We start from the raw sequence: 21,398 nt of genomic DNA on the forward strand, positions 1-21,398 counted from the left end.
CCGGGGGGCGCCCCCCCCGTGGGGGGCGGCTGGGGCCCCCCCCTGGGGTGCTCACCCCGGCCCCGGCGGGGGGGGCCCCCCCCCCCGCCGGGGCGCCGTCCGCCGGGACCATCCATCTGGGGGTGCACGCTGATGCCGGACTCACTCTTCCGCGCCTGGGACGTCTTCCTGGTGCGCGCGCCGCTCGCCGCGGGCCGCGCCGCGCTGCCGGCGCGAGGCGACCGGCTCGCGCTGCTGCGCGCCGCGGCGGCCGATCCCCTGCTGAGCGAAGCGATCGCCCTCGCGACGCCCAGTCTCAGCCGCCTGCTCGACCGCGTCGCCGCCGGCCGTGTCGAGGGGCTCAAGGCCTCACAGCTGCGCCGCGCCGCGCTGGCCGTGCTGCGGTACGACATCCGGATGCGCACCCGCCCGACCCCATTCGGCGTGTTCTCCGGTGTCGCATGTGGACGGTTCGACACCTCCGCGAAGACGCGCCGGGGCGAGGCACACCGCACCCGCACGCACGTCGACATGCAGTGGCTGCTCGGCGTGGTCCACGAACTCGAAACCGACGGCGAACTGCTGCGGTCGCTGTCCGTCCGCGCCCATCCGGCGTTGGCCATCCGTGGTGACCGCGTCGTGCTGGATTGTCCTTCCTCACTGGGCGCCCCACCCGGCGGCACCGCACGGGCGACGGTGTCCGTGCGGAACTCGCCGGTCGTCTCGGCGGTACTCGAGGAAGCGGCGGAAACCATTTCTTTCGACACGCTCGCCGAGCGCGTCGGCGCCCGGTTCGCCGTGCCGGCCGAACGCGTCGCGGGGATGCTGAGCATCCTGGTCGGCGAAGAACTCCTGATCACCGGTCTCCGCCCGCCGCTGGACGGCGGCGATCCGCTGCGCCACGTCATCGAGATCCTCGGCGCCGCCTCGCTCAGCGGCAAGAGCGCGGACACCCTGGCGGCGCTGCACGAGATCGGCGAGGGCCGCACGCGGTACGACACGCTGCCGATCGGCGAAGGCCGCGACGAACTGGCGAGGACGATCGACATCGCCCACCGCCTCAACGACTACGCGACTCCACTGCACGTCGACACGGCTCTCGATGTCGAGACCCGGTTGCCGTACGAAGTCCGCGCCGAGGTCGAACAGGCCGTCGAGCTGATGTGGCGGATGTCGCGGGACAAGCTCGGCCTGTTCGCGCTGCGTGGCTACCACGCACGATTCCTCGAACGCTACGGCGCCGATCGCGTCGTCCCGATCCTCGAACTGCTCGACGAGGCACATGGCCTCGGCGCGCCCGCCGGATACGGCTGGCCCGCAGCGGAAACCGCCGCCGAAGACCCACAGTCCACTTCGGACTCCGAGCGCGTCAGGCTGATCCACCGGCTCGTCGCCGGAGCAGTCCGAAGTGGACAGCGCGAAGTCGAGCTGACCGACGAGCTGGTGGCCACGTTCACCACCGGATCGGATCCCGCGACGGCGCCGAACTCGTGCGAGGTCACAGTCCACCTCGTGGCGGCCTCGCCGGATGCCTTGTCCTCCGGCGATTTCCGGATCGTGCTTTCGCCGAGCCCCGGCTCCCATCAGGCGGGTGCCACCTTCGCCCGGTTCGCCGACCTGCTGCCCGGTGACGCGCTCGGCGAGGAGATCACCCGGCTGCCCTGCCACGTCGAGGACGCGATCCGCGCGGACCTCGCCTTCCTGCCGCGCTCAGGCAAGGCCGCGAACCTCGCGCACACGGTCCCGCACAGCGGCAGGCGGATCAGCGTCGGTCTGCCCGACGCGCCCGGTACCGACGAGATCCGCCTGTCCGACATCGGCATCGGCGCGACCCTGGAGCGGCTGTGCGCGGTGCACCTGCCGACCGGCCGCGAGATCGTCCCGTCGCTCGGCAACATGGTCAGCCCGACCGCGCAGGCGCCCAACGCGGCCCGGCTGCTGTGGGAAATCGGCCTCGAAGGGCAGCGACTGTGGGAGCCGTGGAACTGGGGACCGCTCGCGGACGCGCCATATGTGCCGCGGATCCGCCGCGGCCGGTTCGTGCTCGCCCCCGCCGTCTGGCGGCTCGACTCGCTGCGCGACGCCGACGACTTCCCCGCCGCGGTGGCGGACTGGCGCCGGGAATGGGACGTGCCGGAGCAGGTCCTCGTGGTCAGCAACGACCAGCGGCTGCTGCTCGACCTCACCGACCCGTGGCATCTCGAACTCCTCCGCGACGAAATCCGCAAGGACGCGACACTGGTCGCGCAGGAGGTCCCCGGCGCCGGCGCGGACGGGATCGGCGGCCACATCACCGAACTCGTCGTCCCACTGTCCAGAAGGGACACAACGCCGACACGGCGGCGGCACGTCGCCTACGCCGATCCGGCCCGCGAAAACGCCGGACTCGGCGGAGATTGGCTCTACCTCAAGCTTTACGGCCCCTCACGCGGCCAGGACGATCTCCTGCGCGAGCAGCTTCCCGCGCTCGTCGAGCAGGCACGCGGACACGGCACCGACCGGTGGTTCTTCATCCGCTACACCGATCCGGAGGGGCATCACCTGCGCGTGCGCTTCCACGGCGAGCCAAGCGCATTGTGGGGCGATGTCGCCCGCGCGGTCGGTGGCACGCTGACCGAATGGCAACGGCACGGACTGATCAGGACCCACCGCGTCGATCAGTACGACCCCGAGGCCGAACGGTACGGCGGCGTGGCGGCGCTGGCGGCCGCCGAGCGAGTGTTCGAAGCGGACAGTGAAGCCGCGATCCGGCTGCTCGAACTCACCGAGCACCCCGATTGCCCGTACTCGCTCGACACACTCGCCGCCGTCTCGGTGGCGAGTCTCGCCGACGCGTTCGACGTGCCCGTACCGGGAACCCCGCGCGTCCCCGCCGACTGCGGTGACGACGCGGCGGCCGCATGGTTGTCGATGACCGGTGTCCGCCGCGCGTTACCCGAGCTGTACCGCAAGGATGCCGCGCGATGGCGTCGCATAGTCGACCCCTACGGCGGTTGGTCGCAGCTGGCCGAAGATCCCTACGGCAAGGCCGCACTCGACGCACTGTCCACACGAGACGAACCGGTGCGCCGCCTTCGGTCCGAAGTGGAGGGATCACGGACACCACACGGACGACTGATCGGCAGTCTGATGCACATGACCTGCAACCGGCTCTTCGGCGGCGACACCGACCGCGAGGTCGCCGTGGTCGCGATCGCCAGGGGGGCGGTGCAGGACAATCTCAACCGCAGGAGGCACGTCGGATGACCAGCACCATGTCCACAGTGGACAAGGCTACCGAGGTCGTCGGCCTCGTCGCGGATCGCCTCGCGGATCCGATGGCCGTCGCGGAGATCGCGAGCCGTCCGGACAACCGCGACCCGATCTACGACGCGCTGATGTGGGGCCCGCTGACGCTGTCCAACGGCCTTCCCGGCGTCGCGCTGCTCTACGCCGAGCTCGCGCGGTCCGAGCAGCGCTGGCTTGCCGTCGCCCACCGGCACGTCCAAGCCGCGGGCGAGGCGATGACCACTCAGCCGAGCCGCGGCCTGCACGCCGGGCCCGCCGCGCTGCTCGCGGCCACCCAGATCTGCGGCGGCCAATACCCTGGTCTGCGGCGGAACCTCGCCGCATGGGTGGCGGCGGATCAGCTGACCCGGCTCGAAGCGTGCCGCGCACACAGCGGCGCCGGAGTCTCGTGGGAGACCTACGACGTCATCAACGGCCTTTCCGGCACGGCGCGTCTGCTGCTGGACGCCGTCGAGGATCCGGACGAAACCGGCGCCGACGTCGAACGGGCACTCGACGAAACCCTGCGCCATCTCGTCACGGTGACGCTGCCGATCGAGGTCGACGGACACCGCGTTCCGGGCTGGTGGGTCCCGCCGCAGCTCCAGGTCAGCGATCGCGACCGGGCCGATTACCCACGTGGAGACTTCAATCTCGGCCTGGCACACGGGATTCCGGGGCCGCTCATGGTGCTGTCGCTCGCGCTGCGCCGCGGCCACGACGTCCCCGGTCTCCGCGACGCGATCACGCGTGTCGCGGAGTGGCTCATGGGCTGGATCCGCACCGACGAGCACGGCACGTACTGGCCGTGCCGGGTGAGCTTCGCCGAAGAGATCGCCGAAACCCGCCCGGACGGCCTTTTCACCAGGACGGCGTGGTGTTACGGCGCGCCGGGCGTGGCCTCGGCGCTGCACCACGCGGGAGTCACACTCGACGTCTTTTCCTGGCGGGCGGCGGCGATCCGCGCGCTGCGGGACGCGCTGAGCCGCGACGAAGACCGTTGGGCGATCAGCGGGCCCACGATCTGCCACGGTTATGCGGGCCTGCTCCAGGTCCTGCACCGCGTCGGCTCCGCGGCGGGCGACGCCGAGTTGCTCGACGGCCGGGATCGCCTGGCCCGCAAGGTACTCGACCACGCCGACGAGGAAGCACCGTTCGTTTTCCGGCATCTGATGCGCTATCCGCGCACCGCGCCGGGCGCCACGGAGTTCAAGGCACTCGACGTCGCCGGAGTGCTCGAAGGCGCCGCCGGCGTGGCCTGCGCGCTGCTTTCGGTGACGGACCACCCCGGCGAGCAGCGGTCGTGGGACCGCGGCCTCGCCCTGAGCTGAGGAGTCACCGTGCCGACCGGCCTGCTCGCCTTCGCCCTCTCCGACATCGTGGTCCGCTACGGCTCGACACTCGCCGTCGACCACGTGTCGGTCGACTCCGTGCCCGGCAGGCTCACCGCCCTGCTGGGGCCGAACGGCGCCGGGAAGTCCAGCCTGCTCAAGGCGTTGTCCACCGCGGAACGGCCCGAGTCCGGGCGGATCAGCATCTTCGGCCACGATGTCCGCGCCGAGCCGAAGCTCGCGCGGCGACGGCTCGGGCTGGTGTTCCAGGAACGCACGCTGGACAAGGAGCTCTCGGTCGAGCGGAACCTGTGGTTCCACGCGCGGCTGTTCGGGATGCGCCGCGCCGACGCGGCAGAGCAGATCGACCGTCTGCTGGGCATGTTCGGGCTGACCGGGCACCGCGGCAAGGCCGTCGAGAAACTCTCCGGCGGGATGGCACGGCGCGTCGAGCTGGTGCGGGCGCTGCTGCACCGGCCCGGCCTGCTCATCCTCGACGAACCGACCACCGGCCTCGACCCGCATTCGCGCCGCGTGGTGTGGGACGACCTGCTGCGGATGCGGGACGAACTCGGTGTCACCACGCTGTATTCCACGCATTACATGGAAGAGGCCGAGCACGCCGACACGATCGTGATCATGTCGGACGGACGCGTCGGCCGTCGTGGTTCGCCGGAGGAACTCAAGGACGAACTCGACGCGTCCCGGGTGCTGTTGAGCACCTACGACGACGTGGCCGCGGCAGCACACCTGCGGGCGGCCGGCTTCGACGTCGTGACCGGATTCGGCGAGCTCGCCGTGCGCTGCGCCGACCCGGACCGGCGGATCGCCGAGATCGTGGGGGCCGTCGGGGTTCCCGTGCTGAGCGTGTCCGCGCACCGGCCCTCGATGGACGACGTCTACCTCGCGGCGACCGCGGGCTAGGAGGCTCACCGTGACCACTCTCGCCGCCGGCCAGGACCGGATGATCGGCAGCCTGCGTGCCGTGCTGGTGATCGCCGCGCGCGATCTGCAGCGTCAGGTGCGCCGCCCCGGGCTGCTCGTCAGCAACGCCGCCCAGGTGCTGTTCTTCGTGGTGATCTACGCCGTCGGATTCGACACCATGGTCGGGACGGTCGACGGCGTGCCGTTCAGCGCGTACGTGCTGCCCGGGATCATTTCGATCCAGGTAGCCACGGTCGGGATCACCACCGGGCTTTCCTACGCGTGGGACCGGGAATACGGCGTGCTGCGGGAAATGCTGGTCGCGCCGGTGCCCCGGATGTGCCTTCCGGCGGGGAAGGTCGTCGGTACGACCGCGATCGTTTCGGTGCAGAGCCTGGTGTTGCTGGTGTGCGCGCCCGTGTTCGGGCTGAGGCCGCCGGTCGGGACGATCGCGCTCGCGGCGTCGGTCTACGTGCTCGGCGCGGTCGTGTTCAGCCTTCTCGGCCTGTTCCTCGCCACGGTGTTGCGACGCGTACAGACGTTGCAGGCGAGCGTGCAGCTGGCGATGTTCCCGATGTTGTTCCTGTCCGGTTCGGTGTTCCGGCCGGGCGGGGTGCCGGGCTGGCTCGGCGCGCTGATCCACGTGAACCCGTTGACCTACCTGGTCGATCTCGCCCGCCAGGTGCTCATCGGCCCCGCCGCGGCGGTCGCCCCGATCGGGCTCGACCTCGTCGTGCTGGCAGGCCTCGTGTGCGCGTTCGCCGGGTGCATCCGCGCCAAGATCGGGCGGTGAGCACGATGCCGCTGCTCGACGACGCCGTCGGCTGGCTCACCGACCGGCTCCGATGGTTCGATCCCGCCGAATGGGACCGTTTCCTGCCGCCGCGGCCGTTCCCCGGCGGGACGGCGCTGGAGCTGCTGGTGTTGTGCCGGGTGCTGCGCCGCGGCCGGTTCCGGGACCACCCGCTGCCGGACAAGGCACTCGACCTCGCTTCGTCCATTGTGGAATCACCGTCGTTCGTCGCCGGTTTGTGCCGCGCGGACCAGGCTTTTCCTTATCACGCCTACCTGGTCGCCTTACTGGAGGACGCCGGACGTCCAGCCCCCTCGGCACGCGAGCGGATCCTGGACGTCCTCGCCGCCGAGGCAGGGGATCACGAAGGCGCTTGGCGTCCGGTGCAGCACCGGCTCGAACTCCGGTACGTCCAGGAACTCGGCGGTTTCCCGAGCCGGATTCCGGACCTGATCGGACAGTCCATTGTGGCTGGTTCGCCGGACCCGCTGTTCCTGCGGGACGACGAGGCGTACGCGCTCACTCACGTCGTCTTCTACGCCACCGACTTCGGCGCGCGCCCGATGCCGGACGCGTCCGCGCTCACCGGCTTGCTGCGCACGCTCGCCGGGTCCTACCTGACGGCGGGAAACCTCGACCTGGCCGGGGAATTCCTGCTGTGTCTCACGGCTCTGGGCTCTTCCTGCCCGGTGACCGCGCACGGTTTCCGGGTGCTGTCCGACGCCCAGCGCCCGGACGGCGCCGTCCCCGGCCCGCTGCACGATCCGGCACGCTGGTCGGGCCTGCGGGGCGACGCGGCGGAGGCCTACCTGTTCGGGACCTGCCATCACACGACGATGGTCGCCGCCATGGCCGCCGCGGAACACGAGCGCGTCGGCGGGACGTCCACCACGTCGCCTGAACCGCTGGGCCTGTTGCACCCTTCGCGTCCGCCGCTCCCTGATGGATCGCCCGATTCTCCTTGGTGGGGAACGGTGTTGTCGTCGCTGGCGGTGCACGCGGTGCGTACCTACGACCTGGACGCCTTACGCACGGTGTTACGTCACGCCGAGTCGCTCGACCTGGCCGACGAGCCCGTCCTGAGTCGCGCCGCCGCCTACCTGCGCCTCGCGTCGAAGCCTCCTCGGCAGTAGTACGGCCCGCCCCGGCAGACCACTTGCTCAAGTTTGAGTAATCACGTATGAATAAGTGGTGAGCTCAGCGAGACTCTTCGTCCTCGGCGAACTGGCGCGTCGTGGCCCCATGCACGGGCACCAGATCCGCCGTGCGGCACAGCTGGACCATGTCGACCGGTGGACGAACATCAAGCCGGGGTCGCTGTACGGCGCGTTGCAACGCATGGAGGCCGAAGGCCTCGTCCGCCGGGTCCGTACCGAACAGGCAGGGGGCAGGCCACCCCGCACGGTTTACGAGATCACCGAGGAAGGCCGCCACGAGTTGGTGACTCAGCGCGCGTCGGCCCTGCGTGAAGCGAAGCTGAGTCCCGACCCGATCGACCTGGCACTCGGCCACGTCACCGGCATGACCGAAGAAGCGGTCCGGTCGGCCATCGAGGATCGCCGGGCGTCGCTCACCCATCAGCATCAGGAGATGTCCCACCTCCGCGAGGAGGCAGGCCCGTACCTCAGCGCGATGGAGAAGATGATCTTCGAGCACACGATGCGCAGGCTGTGCCTCGAAATCGACTGGCACAACGAACTTCTCGACCGGCTTCCCGCGCTGATGGCCGCCCCTCCCCTCGAGACCGAGGAGTGAACGTTGACCGGACAAGTCGTCATGACCGGCGCGACCGGACTGGTCGGCACAGCCGTCGCCGCGGCGTTGATCGCCCGTCGGTACGAGGTCGTGGTGCTGGCGAGAGACCCCGGACGTGCCCGGGTTCTCGTGCCGGGCGCCGCCCGGTACCTCACCTACCGCCAGGGAGAGGACGGCGACTGGGCGGCCGCGGTCACCGGCGCCGACCACGTGGTGAACCTGGCGGGCGCTCCGCTGTTCAAGCCCTTCACGGGCCCGGGATACCTGCGGAAAGCCACCGGAGAGCGCATCGCGGGTGCCCGGCACCTCGTCGCCGCGATGCACCACGCATCGCCCGGCCCCCGGACTCTGATCAACGCGTCCTCGGTCGGTGTCTACGGATTCGGCTCCCCCACGGACGAACTGGTCGACGAGCACACCGCACCCCTGCCCGGGGAGTACGCGCGGGGATCACGCGAGTGGGAGGCCGCCGCGATCGCGGAGCCGACCGCGCGGACCGTGCTCCTGCGCCTCGGATTCGTGCTGACCGCGAAGGGCGGCGGTCTGGCATGGCAGCTCGGCAACGCTCGCAAGGGCAAGGTCTCGTACTTCGCGCCGGGCTCGCAGTGGCTGCCCTGGATCCACCTCGACGACGTCGTCGCGTTCATCCTGCGGGCGATGGCCGAAGACGGCTGGCACGGGGCCTACAACCTGGTCGCGCCCGAACAGGTCCGGAGCCGGGAGTTCGCCGAAACGCTGGCGCGGGTGACGTCGGCCGGTCGGCCGCGCAGGTCGCCGGCATTGCTCGCCCGGCTCTTCGTCGGAGCGGGCGCCGCCATCGTGCTCGGCGGCCGCCGTGTCGTACCGGCCCGTCTGCTCGAATCGGGCTTCGAGTTCCAGTACCCCCACCTCGAAGGTGCCCTCCGGGAATGTGCCGGAGCAACGGCATGAGCCGACGCCGGATCATCGCTTGGAAGCTCGAGCTTCAGACGATCCACCACCGCCTCGAGCGTGAACTCAAACGTGCGCGCAATGCCACGAAGACGGCTTCGCTCTCCGCCGACCTTCTCACGCACTGTCACGGATTCTGCTCCGCGCTGACCGACCACCATGTGCGCGAAGACAAGGGCCTCTTCGTACGCCTGCTCGCCGAACATCCCGATCTGAAACCCACGATCGAGCAGCTCAAAGCCGACCATGTCGTGCTCGCCGGCCTGATCACCGAATTCGAACAGGCCCTCGGCGCATGGTCGTCGAACGGCGAGACGCCGAAAGACGACATCCGTGCACACCTCGACCACCTGCACCGGCGCATGAGCGAGCACTTCGGCCGGGAAGAAGCCACACTCAACGCCGCGCTCGACAAGCTCGTGACCACCCGCGAGGAAGCCCGTGAACTGGCGGGAGACGGACGTCCGGTCAAGCCGCGCATGTCTCGTGAGCCGGGGCGATGACCAGCACGGCGAAGGGGCCGCTGTGGGTGAGCTGGGGGGCAGATCACCCACAGCGGCGGGTGAGGGGAATCAGCGGACGCCGGAGCCGCAGGTCTCCAGGATCCGGAAGAACCCGGCCTCCAGGTCGCCGTTCACGGCCAGCCCCCGCAACTCCCCCTGGTATCGCGTCCGGCCCGCGACCAGCACCCCGATCCGGTCGCAGACCTGCGCGATCTCCGGCAGCTGATGGCTGGAGATCAGCACCGTGGTGCCGCCGTCGGCCAGTGCGCGGATGATGCCGCGCATCTCCCGGATGCCCACTGGGTCGAGGCCGTTGGTCGGCTCGTCGAGCAGGATCAGCCGCGGCCGCGCGAGCAGGGCGATCGCGATGCCGAGCCGCCAGCGCATCCCGAGCGAGTACGCGCGGACCTTGCGCTCCCGGACGTCGCCCATCTTGACGACGTCGAGCACGTGGGGGATCCAGCTCTCCGGCACACCACGCAGCCGCGCGTGGATCCGCAGGTGCGCGACGGCGTCCAGCTGCGGCCACAGCCCCGGCGTCTCGATCAGCGCGCCGACCTCGGCCAGCAACGCCCGGTCGTAGGGTTGCCCGAAGAGCCGGATTTCACCGCCTGTGGGCCGTTGCAGGCCGAGCACGGTCTTCATCAGTGTCGACTTCCCGGCTCCGTTGGGCCCGAGCAGGCCGTACACCTCGCCCGCCCGCACCTCCAGATCGGCGCCGTCGAGCGCGCGGTGATCGCCGTAATGCTTGTGCAGCGCGGAAACCTCGAGGGCGTGCACGTCAGATCTCCTTCCGTCGCATGTGGACACTGCCTGCCCCGAGCAGCACGGCGAGCAAGACCGCCGAGAGGGCGACGGCGGGCAGGATGACGCCGTGGTCGCGCAGCGGGCTGTCCGCCCGCAGCGGGACGCCGTTGGGCCCGATCCCGGCGAGCGGCAGGATGACCCGCATCGGCCAGGCGAACGGGATCGCGTACCACCAGTCCTTGTCGGAGACCAGCATTCCGCTCAGCATCCCGACGACACCGACCGCGATCGTCGGCCCGAGGCCCCACATGACCGCGACCACCAGTGCCAGCGCTGTCGTCGCCAGCCCGGCGAGCCAGGGCAGGAAACACGCGGCGACGATCGTGCCGAAGCTGGCCCCGAGCTGCCCGTTGAGCGCGGCACCGCCGGACAGCAGCACCGCGAGGATCACCGTGGACACGCCGGTGAGCACGGCCAGCGCGGCGAACTTGCCGAGCAGGTAACGCGGGCGTGGCACGGCGTAGGACAGCAACAGCCGCCAGGCGTCCTGATCCGCGCGGACCGTCAGCGCCGAGAGCAGCGCCGCGGTCATCGGGATGAGCACACCCCAGCCTTCGAGCGACACGTCCCGGAACACCTGCCAGGTCTTGCCGGAACGCGCTTCGGGTGAGAACAACGACGTGACGTACAGCGGGACGGTGATGACGACGGGCGCCAGCAGGACGTACCAGCCGACGAAACCCCGGCGCATCCTGATCAGTTCGGTGCCGGTGACGGTCCACAGGGACGGCCGGTCCCGCCGGGCCTCGGCCGCCCTTGCCGGTGCGGTGGTAGCCACAATTCACTCCTCAGCGTCGGACTACCGGGTACGTAGCGGCCGGCGCCGGAGCGGTTCACGCCTCGTCCGGGTGACTTCCGTGGAGTTGTTCGCGCAGCCCGTTCGCCAGCTCGACGACGCTTTCGCCACTGAGCATCCGGGTGATCGGCAGCAGCACGCCGAGGCCCTGCTTGACCTTGCCCCGCACCTGCCCGGCCATCAGCGAGTCGAACCCCTGCCGGTTCAGGGGCTGGCCGAGGTCGAGCCGGTCGACCGGCAGTCCCATCACCCCGGCGATCTCGGCGGCGAGATACGCCGTCAGGTCACCGACCGGAGCAGCGGGCGCGGGCTCGGCGATCGGGGCAGGCTCGGGAACCGGCACGGGCGTAACCGAACCGACCAGCTCCCGCAGCAGCGGATCACTCGCCGCCTCGGGATAGGCGGCGGCCCAGCGCGGCCAGTCCGCGGCGAGCACCGCGGCCTGCGTGACGTCGCGGTCGAGCAGTTCGCCCAGCACGGCCATCCCGGTCTCCGGCCCGAAGCTGGTGAACCCCTGCGGCGCGAGCCCGCGCGCGTGCTCGCGCTCGTACCGCGCGACCATCCCGGTTCCCGCCCAGAATCCCCAGTTCACACTCGTCGCGGGCAATCCGGCCAGCCGCCGGTGCGCGGCGAGGCCGTCGAGGAACGCGTTGGCCGCCGCGTAGGCGCCCAGCCGCGGTGAGCCGAGGACCGACGAGCCGGACGAGAACAACACGAAGAAGTCCAGCGGCTTGCCGAGCAGTACCCGGTGCAACGCCCAGCCGCCCGCGACCTTGGGCCGCAGCACTTCCGCGAATTTCTCCGGGGTCACCTCGTCGAGCGCGGCGTAGTCGATCACCCCGGCCGCGTGCACGACCCCGCGGGGCACCGGCAGCCCGGCCTCTTCTCGACGACGCAGCACCGCCCGCAACGCCGCCTCGTCGGCGACGTCGACCTGTTCGTGGACGATGCGCGGATCGCCGGTGTCCGCGACCGCCGAACGTCCGAGCGAGAGGACATGCGAGGCACCGCTGTCCAGCAGCCATTCGCAGACGACACGGCCGAGGCCGCCCTGCCCACCGGTGACGATGTACGTCGCGTCCGGCCGGATCTCCGGCTGTCCGGTTTGGACACCGGTGAAATCGAGGAGGAGCTTGCCGGTGTGCCGTGCCGACGCCATCCGCCGGAACGCCGCGGCCGCGTCGGCCGCCGGGTAAGTCTCGTGCGGCAGCGGTTCGAGCAGTCCGGCCCCGACCAGGCCGAGGACGTACCCGAGCGCGGCCGCCGCCTCCTCCGGCCGATCACGCAGGAGATCCGTGACGTCGAAGGCCGAGTACGTCAGGTTCTTGCCGAACGGACCGAGCCCGACCGGCGTGTTCTCGACGACGTCCCGCTTGCTGATGTCGACATAGCGACCGTAGCGTGCCAGCGCGCGGAGATTCGCCTCGATCGCGGGCCCGGCCAGCGTGTTGAGCACGACGTCGACTCCGCGCCCGCGCGTGGCCGCCAGCACGTCGTCGGCGAAATCGACCGACCGGGAATCGCTCACGTGCCGCACCCCGAGCGTGCGCAGCGTCGCGCGCTTCCCCGGATTCCCCGCCGTCGCGAAGACCTCGGCGCCTTTCCACTGCGCGTACCGCACGGCCGCGAGCCCGACACCACCGGTCGCCGAATGGATCAGCACGCGTTCGCCTTCCCTCAGCCGACCGAGAACCTGAAGGCCGTAGTACGCCGTCAGGTAGGCGATCGGCAGCGTCGCGGCCTCCGCCTCGGTAAGCCGCGCGGGCAGCGGGAACACGAGACGCGCGTCGGCGAGCACCTGCGTACCCATCGCCGAATCCGTCGCAGCCACGACACTGTCCCCTATGGACAGTCCGGCGACACCGGCACCGACCTCGGCCACGGTCCCGGCACATTCCCAGCCGAGCTCGATTTCGTTTCCCTGTCCCGGATAAGTCCCGGTCGCCATCAGGACGTCCCGGTAGTTGACCCCGGTGTGGCCGACCCGGATCAGCACCTCGCCGTCGCCGGGATCGACGGCGAAAGCGGGGCGGGGCGCGAGTTCGTCGAGCAGGCCGGGCGCCGAGGGCCGGATTTCGGACGGACCCGAGACCGCCTCCGCAACACCACGGACCAGCCGGGCGACGTACCGGCCATCGGCGCGCAGCGCGATCTGGTTCTCGCCGTCGTCGGCCGCCCGGATCTCGCGCGCCAGGTCGACCGGCGTGTCCTCGGGCAGATCGACGAGCACCCGGCGGTCGCCGTGTTCCCGTGCCAGGGTCCGGCCGAGGCCCCACAACGCGGTCTGTTCCGGCCGCACCACCCGATCACCGCCGAGCCGGTGCGCGCCCCGAGTGACCAGCCACAGCCCGCCGTGTCCGTCGAGCACCTTGGCGACGTGCGGCACCCTCCGGCAGGCCGCGACGTCGTCGGGACCGGACGCGTCCAGGCTCCACAGGTACACGACACCCCGGCAAGTGACACCGGGGTTCTCGCCCCGGACAGAGCGGAACACCGCCTGGTAGTCCGCTTCGGCGTCCGGATCGACCCGGTAGCGGCCGGGCGCTTCGACGCGGAACTCCCCGCCCGGGAGAACGATCGCGACGCGGGGCCCGAGCCGCGCGGCCAGCTCGGTGCCCACACCGGAGCCGTCGGCGAACACGACCCAGTAGCCGGACGACTCCACCGGTTCCGGCACGGGCACCCGTCGCCAGTACACCTCGTGGAACAGGTCCTCGGGCTCGGTTTCCGGTGCGGGGTCGAGATATTGCAGCCGGAGGCCGGTGAACTCGGCGAGCACCTTCCCGTCCTCGTCGGTCACCGTGACATCGCCGGTGAACGAATCGTCACGATCGCCCTGAGTCCGGATCGCGTGCGACCACACCGTTCCCCGCGGCCGCGCGTGGACGCGGAGCGCGTCGATGCCGCCGAGGACGAACGTGGCACCGTGCCGGGCATGCTCGGCCGCGTCCACAGTGGCCGCGAGCACCTGGCCGCAGGCGTCCAGCACCGCCGGGTGGAAGACGTGCGCGCCAAGAGTGTCCACAATGGATGACGGTATTTCGATCTTCGCCACTGCCTCGTCGTCACGACGCCACAGGTCGGCGATTCCCCGGAACGAACCGAGCCATTGGTTCCCGGCCGTGCCGGACCGTTCGTAGAACTGCTCGCCGCTCAGATGTTCCGTGGCCCCGCCGTGGAGTTCGGCGGGTGCCGTCCGCGGTCGCGACACCGGGACGGCGTGCACCGAGCCGGACGCACAGGTGTCCCAAGTGGACCCGACGCACCGAGCCGACACGGTGAACCGGCCGTCGGCGATTTTCAGTCCCAGTTCCGGTTCCGCGTCGAGGTAGATCGCGCGATGATAGGTGATGTCGCGCAGCTCGACCGGTCCTTCGGCCGACGCCAGCACGAGTTCCGCGTATGCCGTCCCTGGCAGCACCACGGTGTCCTGGACCTGGTGCCCGGTGAGGTAGGCGTTGACGGACAGGTCGATCCTGCCCTCCCACCGGCCGTCGTCCCGCTTGGCGAAACCGCGTAGCAGCGGATGCCCCACGGGCGCGGATTCCTCGGTGTACCAATACCGTTCCCGTTGCCATGGGTAGCCGGGTAGCCGGACCCGGCGGCCGGGGCACACCGCCGCCCAGTCCACTCGCCCGCCCGCACGATGCACCGCGCCGAGGGAGTCCAGCAACGTCGCGAGTTCCGGCTCGTCGCGGCGTGTCGACGCTACGACCGCACCCGATCCGACGACGTCGAGCGTTTCCTGAACGGCGGACACCAGCAACGGATGCGGGCTCATCTCGACGAAGACCGTCGGCGCCTCCTCGGCCAGCGCACGTGTCACAGCGCCGAATCGCACCGGCTCACGCAGGTTCCGCGCCCAGTAGTCCGCGGTCAGCTCGCTACCACCAAGGTCGATACCATCCACTGTGGACACCATGCGCACCGCACCCGGCACCGGCTCCAGTCCGGCGAGCGCGGCGAGCAGATCCGGGCGCAGCGCGTCCATCTGCGGGCTGTGCGACGCGACGTCGACCTTGACTTTGCGGTGGAAGATCTCGCGCTCGTTCAGCCGGGCCAGGACCTCGTCGAGCGCCACCGGGTCACCGGCCAGCACTGTCGAGCTTGCGCTGTTGCTCACGGCCACCGACACCCGATCCGCGCACGACGCGATCTCGGCCTCGGCCTGATCCACGGTCAGCTCCACCGAGGCCATCTCGCCCTTGCCCGCGACTCCGGCGAGCAGGGCACTGCGGCGGCAGATCACGGCGGCACCGTCGGCGAGGGACAGCGAACCCGCGACGCACGCCGCCGCGACCTCCCCCATACTGTGTCCCACCACAGCGTCCGGTAGCACGCCCCACGCACGCCACTGGGCGGCCAAAGCGACTTCGACGGCCCACAACGCCGGCTGCACGTACGAGATTCCGGTGAGTTCACCGTCGGTCAGCAGCTCGATCGGCGACCATCCGGCTTCGGCCCGCACGGCCGCGTCGCATTCGGCGAGCGCGGCGGCGAAGGCGGGAGCCGTGCGCAGCAGCTCCCGCGCCATCCCGGGCCACTGGGAACCCTGGCCGGGAAAGACGAACACGATCCTCGGCGTTCCTGTCGCTTCGCCGATCCCGGCACCGCGAACCGGACGACCGTCCACAAAGGCGCGCAACTTCTCCGCGATTTCGCCGTGTGAAGCGCCGACAACGGTCATACGGTACTCGTGGTGATCGCGGCCCACACCCGCGGTGAAGCAAATGTCCGCAAGTGTCTGGCCACCGCCAGTTTCGAGATAGTCCACAGAGGACTTGGCAAGATCGAGCAACGCCGGACGGCTGCGTGCGGAGAGCGCGAGCAGCCGCGACGTCTTCGGCTCGGCCTCGGGCGGAACGGGGTCCGGGACGTGTTCGGCGACCACGCAATGCGCGCTCGTGCCGGAGATCCCGATCGACGTGACCCCCGCGATCGCCCGGCCGGAACCCGGCCACGGACGGGCCTCGCGCACGATCTCGACCGGCAACGCCGACCAGTCGACGGCCGGAGTCGGTTCAGCGGCGTGCAGGCTCGCCGGGATCCGCCGGTGCCGGAGGCAGAGTACGGCCTTGACCAGCCCGGCGATCCCCGCCGCCGACTCGGTGTGCCCGATGTTGGTCTTGACCGAACCCACCGGCAACCGCCGCGAGTCGCCGAAAACCCGCGCCATGGCACGGAGTTCGACCGGGTCACCCACCGGGGTCCCGGTCCCGTGCGCCTCGACGTAGCCGACCTCCGCGGGATCGACACCGGCGTCCGCGTAGGCCGCGCGCAGCGTCTCCACCTGTCCTTCTTCGGCGGGCGTCATCATCGAACCGCCGCTCTCGCCGTCGTTGCGGACCGCCGAGCCGAGTACCAGAGCGTGGACGGGGTCGCCGTCTTCCAAGGCACGAGAAAGCGGTTTCAGCACCACCACGCCGACGCCTTCGCTGCGGACGAACCCGTCCGCGGTGGCCGCGCCGAACTTGCACCGGCCGTCCGGTGCCAGCATGTTCGCCTGCGAGAACGTGATGCCCTCGTCGGCGCTGAGGATGACGTTCACTCCGGCGGCGAGCGCGACGTCCGACTCGCCGGAGCGCAGGCTCTGGCACGCCAGATGCACCGCGACGAGGCCCGACGAACACGCCGTGTCGACCGAAACACTCGGCCCCCGCAGATCGAAGGCGTGCGACAGCCGTCCCGACTGACTGCTGCGGGCGGTGCCGAGATTCGCGTAGATGTCAAGGATTCCGCGCCTGCTCAGGTGTTCCCAGTAGTTCGTGGTCAGCTGGCCGACGAACACCCCGGCACGGCTGCCCGCGACCCGGTCGGCGGTGAGTCCCGCGTCGTGCAGCGCGTCGGCGGCGGTCTCCAGCAGCAGCCGCTGTTGCGGGTCCAGATGCGCGGCCTCACGGGGTGAGATCCCGAAATACGCGGCGTCGAACCGGTCGATGTCGTCGAGGAAACCACCGAATCGCGACACGGTTTTGCCGGGCGTGGCCGGTTCCGGGTCATACACAGCGCCGACGTCGAACCGGCTGGCGGGGATCTCCCCGATGGCGTCCACTTCGGACTCCAGGAGCCGCCAAAGACCGTCCATCCCCTGCGCCCCGGGGAAACGGCAGCCGACGCCGATGATCGCGATCGGGTCACGCATGGTCACTCCCTTCCGGCCCAGGCCGGTCGTCCGGTGATGGTCAGCACCGCCGCCGACACGGAATACCCCGGAGCACCGCCGGCGAGCAGGACATGGTCGCCTGGCCCCAGTTCGCCTGCCTCCAGCAGGTGGTTCAGCGCGACGACGTGATCACTCGCGCCGAGATGGCCGACCGTCCTGCCGAAGTCCCAGGCCGAACGCGACATCGGCAGCCCGAGCGGCCGCATGATCCACTGGTCGACCATGTATCCGGCGCAATGCGTGAACAGCACCCGCGCGACCTGCGACGGCGTGATCCCGGCCTCGTTCAGCGACCGGTGCACGACTTCCAGCTGCCATTTGACCGCGTGATCGTTCGCGCCGGACACCGTCTGTCCGGAATGGACGAACCACAACGCCCGCGCGGTCATGTCGATCGGCCGGCCGGCCTCGGGGCTGTACAAGGGTTCCTGACCGCGGTGCATCCCCTCCAGCTCCGGCACCGTCGCGGAGTTCACCGAGCGGACGCGGGCGAACCCGCCGATGCTGTTCAGCAGCAGCGAGCTGGCCGCGTCGCCGACGACGAACCCAGGCCCGCCGCCGCGCCAGCGGTCGAACACCGGCGAGGTGAAGTTGTCCGCGGCGGTGAGCAGCGCGGTGCCCGGCACGAGCGCGAACTGGCCGGCGGCGATCTCCAGCGCCCGCATCATGCCGTTGCAGCCCTGGCGGATCTCGAACGCGGGCGGGTAGCCGCAGCCGAGTTCCCGCAGCAGATAACCGGTCGCCGCCCACATCTCCGGGCCCTGGCGGAAAACGCTGCTGTGGATGAGCAGATCGACGTCGCCCGCGCGTGTGCCCGCCCGCGTCAGCGCCTGTTCCGCCGCCGAAACGGCCATGTCGACCGGTGCCGCGTCGCCCGCGACCAGTGCGCCGTCGAGACCGCTGTCGATCAGGTCGTCCTGCTCGTAGTGGCCGAGCGCGACGGCCTCGGTCCCGGACATCCGCCGGGGAAGCCACACCCCCGCTGATGCGAGATACACGTTGTCGATCCGCATTGCTCCCCCTCCGGAACCCGTGTCAGCCGCCGAGCAGCGCGCGCAGGTGCGCCCGTTGGCCGGGATAGCGCGTGAACATGACGTCCCCGATGTCGCGCACGTGGTCGGCGGACATGCACCACAGCGGCAGGAAGATCGCGACGCTGTCGCCGACCGGCGCGTACACCAGCTGTTCGAGCAGGCTCGGCTTGTCCGCGCCGAGGAACTCGTCGTGCAGGTGGGCGCCGATCCGCTCGGTCGTGGTCCCGGGTGGCGCGTGGTAGCGGCCGGTGCCCGCGAGATCCGCGTACCAGCGGCAGAGTTCGCCGATGAACCGTTCCCGCAGCTCGAACCGCTGCTCGGCGATCGCGGCCATCGCGGCTCGCGCGGTCTCGTCGTCGGCGGCGCGTCCGAGCACAACGGCGTGCTGGGCGCGCAGCTCGTTGCGACGGGTGCCTGCGCCGAGCACCTGAACCGACGTGCGTTCCTCGGCGAGGGTGAAGTCGTGGCCCGCGCGGGTCAGGCGGAACCACAGGTCCCAGTCCTCGAACCCCGCCCGCGCGGTGGACCAGCCGCCCGCCTCGGCGAGCAACGGCCGCGCGTGCCCGACGCGGGAGGGCTCGAACATGACGTTGACGGTCTGGATCTCCGGATGCCAGATCAGATCGGTGAGCCCGGTGCGCTCGCGTTCGACGCCGTCCTCGTCGACGCGGACGCAGCCGGTGGCCACCAGCTCGGCGCCGGATTCGAGGCGGCCGAGCAGCACTTCGAGGTGTTCGGGGAGCCAGACGTCGTCGTGGTCGAGATAGCAGACGTACGGCGCCTTCGCGGCCGCGACACCGACGTTGCGCGGGCCGCCGGGGTGACCGTAGGGCTCGACGCGGATCAGCCGGATCCTCGGGTCGGAGTAGGACCGGACGACGTCGTCGGTGTCGTCGGTGGACCCGTCGGACACGACGATGAGGGACCAGTCCTCGACGGTCTGGGCCAGCACGCTGTCGATGGTCGGCCGGATCGCGTCCGAGCGGTTGAACGCGGTGCAGACGACGTCGATCCTCGGCGTGAACGCCATGAACTCCCCCGGTGTCTCCTCGAGCGAAAGGCTCTCCCTGGGAATGTAACCGCGCCGGGACTGCCAATCCTGCCGTCTTGACGCGGCAGTGAACCGCCCGGCGGCGGCGCGCTACGTACCTGCCACGACGACCGTCCGTCCACAGGGAGAACCATGAACGCGCAGCTCCGCTGGATCGCCGGTACCGCCGTGGCACTCGGCCTCGCGCTGACGGCCGCGTGCGGTGGCTCCGGCGCGAACAATCCGCCGAACAGTGCACCCGTCCCGTTGCCGAAGCCGACCTCGAACCGCCAGGAGGTGTCGCGGCAGAACCTCGCGTACATGTGGCCGCTCACGGTCGACCACGGCACGATGGAATGCCGTCCCGGCCCGCAGGCGGTGTTCGTCGCGCCGGACGGAAAGGCCTACGCGCTCAACGACAAGGCGGCCGAGGCGGGGATCGCGAGCATCGAGCCGCTGCGGGCCACCGGGGCGGACAACGACAAGATCAGCCTCGGCTCGCTGATCGGCAAGACGCTCAGCTTGTGCAAGGCGGGAAAGTGACGGCGCTGACGGAACTGTCACGGCGACAGTGAGGGCACAGTTGTAAGAACACTGCCAAACGGATGACACCGTCTTGTTCCCGCACCGCGTTTCTCGCGATTATCGAGGAATGACACGGATAGTGGGGGAAATCCGCGAGGGGGTCGCACGGCTCGTTTCGGCGGCGGGTGGCTCGCCCGAGGAGATCGTCGCGGCCATCGACGACCTTGGCGTGCCGGTGGTCGCGGACATCGTGCTCGCCGAGCTGCGGCACCGGGCCGATCTCGGCACGTACACCGGGGTGGAAGTACGCTTCGCGCTGCGACACGGCGGGGACACCGTCTCGGTGCACCTTCCCGGCGAGCCTTCGGGAGCGGCGCCGGACGCCGTCGTCGAACAGTCGCTGGCCGAGGTCGTGCAAGGGTTGTTCGGCCCGCGCGGTCCGCGTCCGGCGGCGACCCGGGTCCTGCGCTGGCGGGACCTGGACTCGCGCGAGTTCATCACCGACCCGCCGCCCACCTTCGCCGTGGTGCGCCGCCTGCTCGACGCCATCGACCGGCCGTACGCGGCGGGGCTGGCCGAGCTGTGCGTACGCTACGGCTCCGACAAATGGGGCATCCACCAATACCCCCGGCATTACGAACACCATTTCGACGCGATCCGGGATCGTCCGCTGACGATTCTCGAGATCGGTGTCGGCGGCTACGCGGATCCCGGCCGGGGCGGCGCCTCCCTGCACATGTGGAAGCGATACTTCCCGAGGGCGTCCGTCTTCGGGCTGGACATCACCGACAAGTCCGCCCTGTCCGAACAGCGCCTCACGGTGCTCGCCGGCGACCAGTCGTCACCCACGGACCTCGCCGAGGTCGTCGCGCAGACCGGTCCGCTGGACATCGTCATCGACGACGGCAGCCACGTGAGCGCGCATCTGCTGGCCTCCTTCGGGGCGCTCTTCCCCGTGTTGCGCGACGGCGGCCTCTACGTGCTGGAGGACCTGCAGACCTCGTACTGGCCGAACTTCGGTGGCCGGGCGGACGTGTTCGACGACCCGGCGACGAGCGTCGGCTTCCTCAAACAGCTCGTGGACGGGCTGAACCACGAGGACATCGAAGGACGGCAGCCACGCGCGACGGACGCCGCGATCGGCGGCCTGCACTTCTACCACAACCTGTGTTTCGTCGAGAAGGCCACGAATCTGGACGGCGCTCCGCCGTCCTGGATCCCGCGCTCCTGAACTCCGCCGCTCGCTCTGTCCTTTGTGGATAGCCACGCGGCGGCGACGCACGTCGCGAACGCTCCGTTGGGGACGCTCAACGTCGCGAACGGAGCGTTCGGGACATGAGCACGAGGTCCGGCGCCGAGGAGCTGTTGCCCTGAACGACGCGTTCGGGACGCTCAACGCCGCCAACGCCCCGTTCGGGACATCGCCGGCCACACCCGCCCATGTCCGACCATCCACAAAGGACGGCGCCACCCACCGAAATGCGCACCCAGGTAGGGTGCGCCCCGCCCTCGAAAGTCCGTGGGGGCCTCCTTGTGATAAACTGTGTACCTCAAAGGATTA

Annotated in this window: 15 protein-coding genes; 10 read left to right on the forward strand and 5 right to left on the reverse strand. The window is 70.4% G+C overall.

The features are described from left to right. The first annotated feature begins 132 nt into the window (after positions 1–132). The 8 genes from ACFWX1_RS12070 to ACFWX1_RS12105 are packed head-to-tail and all read left to right on the forward strand — an operon-like array spanning position 133 to position 9,482. Positions 133–3,225: a lantibiotic dehydratase gene (locus tag ACFWX1_RS12070; protein ID WP_378386478.1), complete on the forward strand. Its 3,093-nt coding sequence runs from the start codon at positions 133–135 to the stop codon at positions 3,223–3,225. Continuing rightward, complete coding sequence (locus ACFWX1_RS12075; protein WP_378386480.1) at positions 3,222–4,577, forward strand: lanthionine synthetase C family protein; 1,356 nt, start codon at positions 3,222–3,224, stop codon at positions 4,575–4,577. Before ACFWX1_RS12070 ends, ACFWX1_RS12075 begins: the two co-directional genes overlap by 4 nt. 9 nt (positions 4,578–4,586) lie before the next feature. Then, entirely contained in the window at positions 4,587–5,501 is a 915-nt protein-coding gene (locus ACFWX1_RS12080; protein WP_378386482.1) for an ABC transporter ATP-binding protein, read from the forward strand. A 10-nt stretch (positions 5,502–5,511) separates the two neighbouring features. Continuing rightward, positions 5,512–6,294: an ABC transporter permease gene (locus tag ACFWX1_RS12085; protein ID WP_378386484.1), complete on the forward strand. Its 783-nt coding sequence runs from the start codon at positions 5,512–5,514 to the stop codon at positions 6,292–6,294. Between the two features lie 5 nt (positions 6,295–6,299). After that, positions 6,300–7,427, forward strand: a complete 1,128-nt coding sequence (locus tag ACFWX1_RS12090) for a DUF6895 family protein (RefSeq protein WP_378386517.1) — start codon at positions 6,300–6,302, stop codon at positions 7,425–7,427. 58 nt (positions 7,428–7,485) lie between these two features. Then, entirely contained in the window at positions 7,486–8,049 is a 564-nt protein-coding gene (locus ACFWX1_RS12095) for a PadR family transcriptional regulator (protein ID WP_378386486.1), read from the forward strand. 3 nt (positions 8,050–8,052) lie between these two features. Beyond that, entirely contained in the window at positions 8,053–8,979 is a 927-nt protein-coding gene (locus ACFWX1_RS12100; protein WP_378386488.1) for a TIGR01777 family oxidoreductase, read from the forward strand. After that, a complete protein-coding gene (locus tag ACFWX1_RS12105; protein ID WP_378386490.1) occupies positions 8,976–9,482 on the forward strand; it encodes a hemerythrin domain-containing protein in 507 nt (168 codons plus the stop codon). Before ACFWX1_RS12100 ends, ACFWX1_RS12105 begins: the two co-directional genes overlap by 4 nt. Before the next feature lie 69 nt (positions 9,483–9,551). Here the strand turns inward: ACFWX1_RS12105 and ACFWX1_RS12110 are convergent, their stop codons facing one another. The 5 genes from ACFWX1_RS12110 to ACFWX1_RS12130 are packed head-to-tail and all read right to left on the reverse strand — an operon-like array spanning position 9,552 to position 19,312. Further along, positions 9,552–10,262, reverse strand: coding sequence for an ABC transporter ATP-binding protein (locus ACFWX1_RS12110; protein ID WP_378386492.1), 711 nt, complete (start codon positions 10,260–10,262; stop codon positions 9,552–9,554). 1 nt (position 10,263) lies between these two features. Beyond that, positions 10,264–11,067 (reverse strand): hypothetical protein, encoded by an 804-nt coding sequence (locus ACFWX1_RS12115; RefSeq protein WP_378386494.1) that lies wholly within the window; start codon positions 11,065–11,067, stop codon positions 10,264–10,266. 55 nt (positions 11,068–11,122) lie between these two features. Next, the gene (locus ACFWX1_RS12120) at positions 11,123–17,227 is read right to left on the reverse strand and encodes an SDR family NAD(P)-dependent oxidoreductase (protein WP_378386496.1); all 6,105 of its coding nucleotides are present in this window, start codon (positions 17,225–17,227) and stop codon (positions 11,123–11,125) included. Positions 17,228–17,229: 2 nt separating this feature from the next. Beyond that, entirely contained in the window at positions 17,230–18,261 is a 1,032-nt protein-coding gene (locus tag ACFWX1_RS12125; RefSeq protein ID WP_378386498.1) for a ketoacyl-ACP synthase III family protein, read from the reverse strand. Positions 18,262–18,283: 22 nt separating this feature from the next. Beyond that, complete coding sequence (locus tag ACFWX1_RS12130) at positions 18,284–19,312, reverse strand: glycosyltransferase family 2 protein (protein WP_378386500.1); 1,029 nt, start codon at positions 19,310–19,312, stop codon at positions 18,284–18,286. A gap of 153 nt (positions 19,313–19,465) precedes the next feature. On the opposite strand from ACFWX1_RS12130, the gene ACFWX1_RS12135 reads away from it, so the two are divergent. Together ACFWX1_RS12135 and ACFWX1_RS12140 are read left to right on the forward strand one after the other, a co-directional pair. Beyond that, positions 19,466–19,855 carry a DUF2511 domain-containing protein gene (locus ACFWX1_RS12135; RefSeq protein ID WP_378386502.1) on the forward strand — a complete coding sequence of 130 codons (390 nt, stop codon included), beginning with the start codon at positions 19,466–19,468 and terminating at the stop codon, positions 19,853–19,855. A gap of 109 nt (positions 19,856–19,964) precedes the next feature. Next, positions 19,965–21,068: a class I SAM-dependent methyltransferase gene (locus ACFWX1_RS12140; protein ID WP_378386503.1), complete on the forward strand. Its 1,104-nt coding sequence runs from the start codon at positions 19,965–19,967 to the stop codon at positions 21,066–21,068. Positions 21,069–21,398 lie beyond the last annotated feature (330 nt).

This window comes from Amycolatopsis sp. NPDC059021 (assembly GCF_042739895.1).
GTDB lineage: Bacteria > Actinomycetota > Actinomycetes > Mycobacteriales > Pseudonocardiaceae > Amycolatopsis.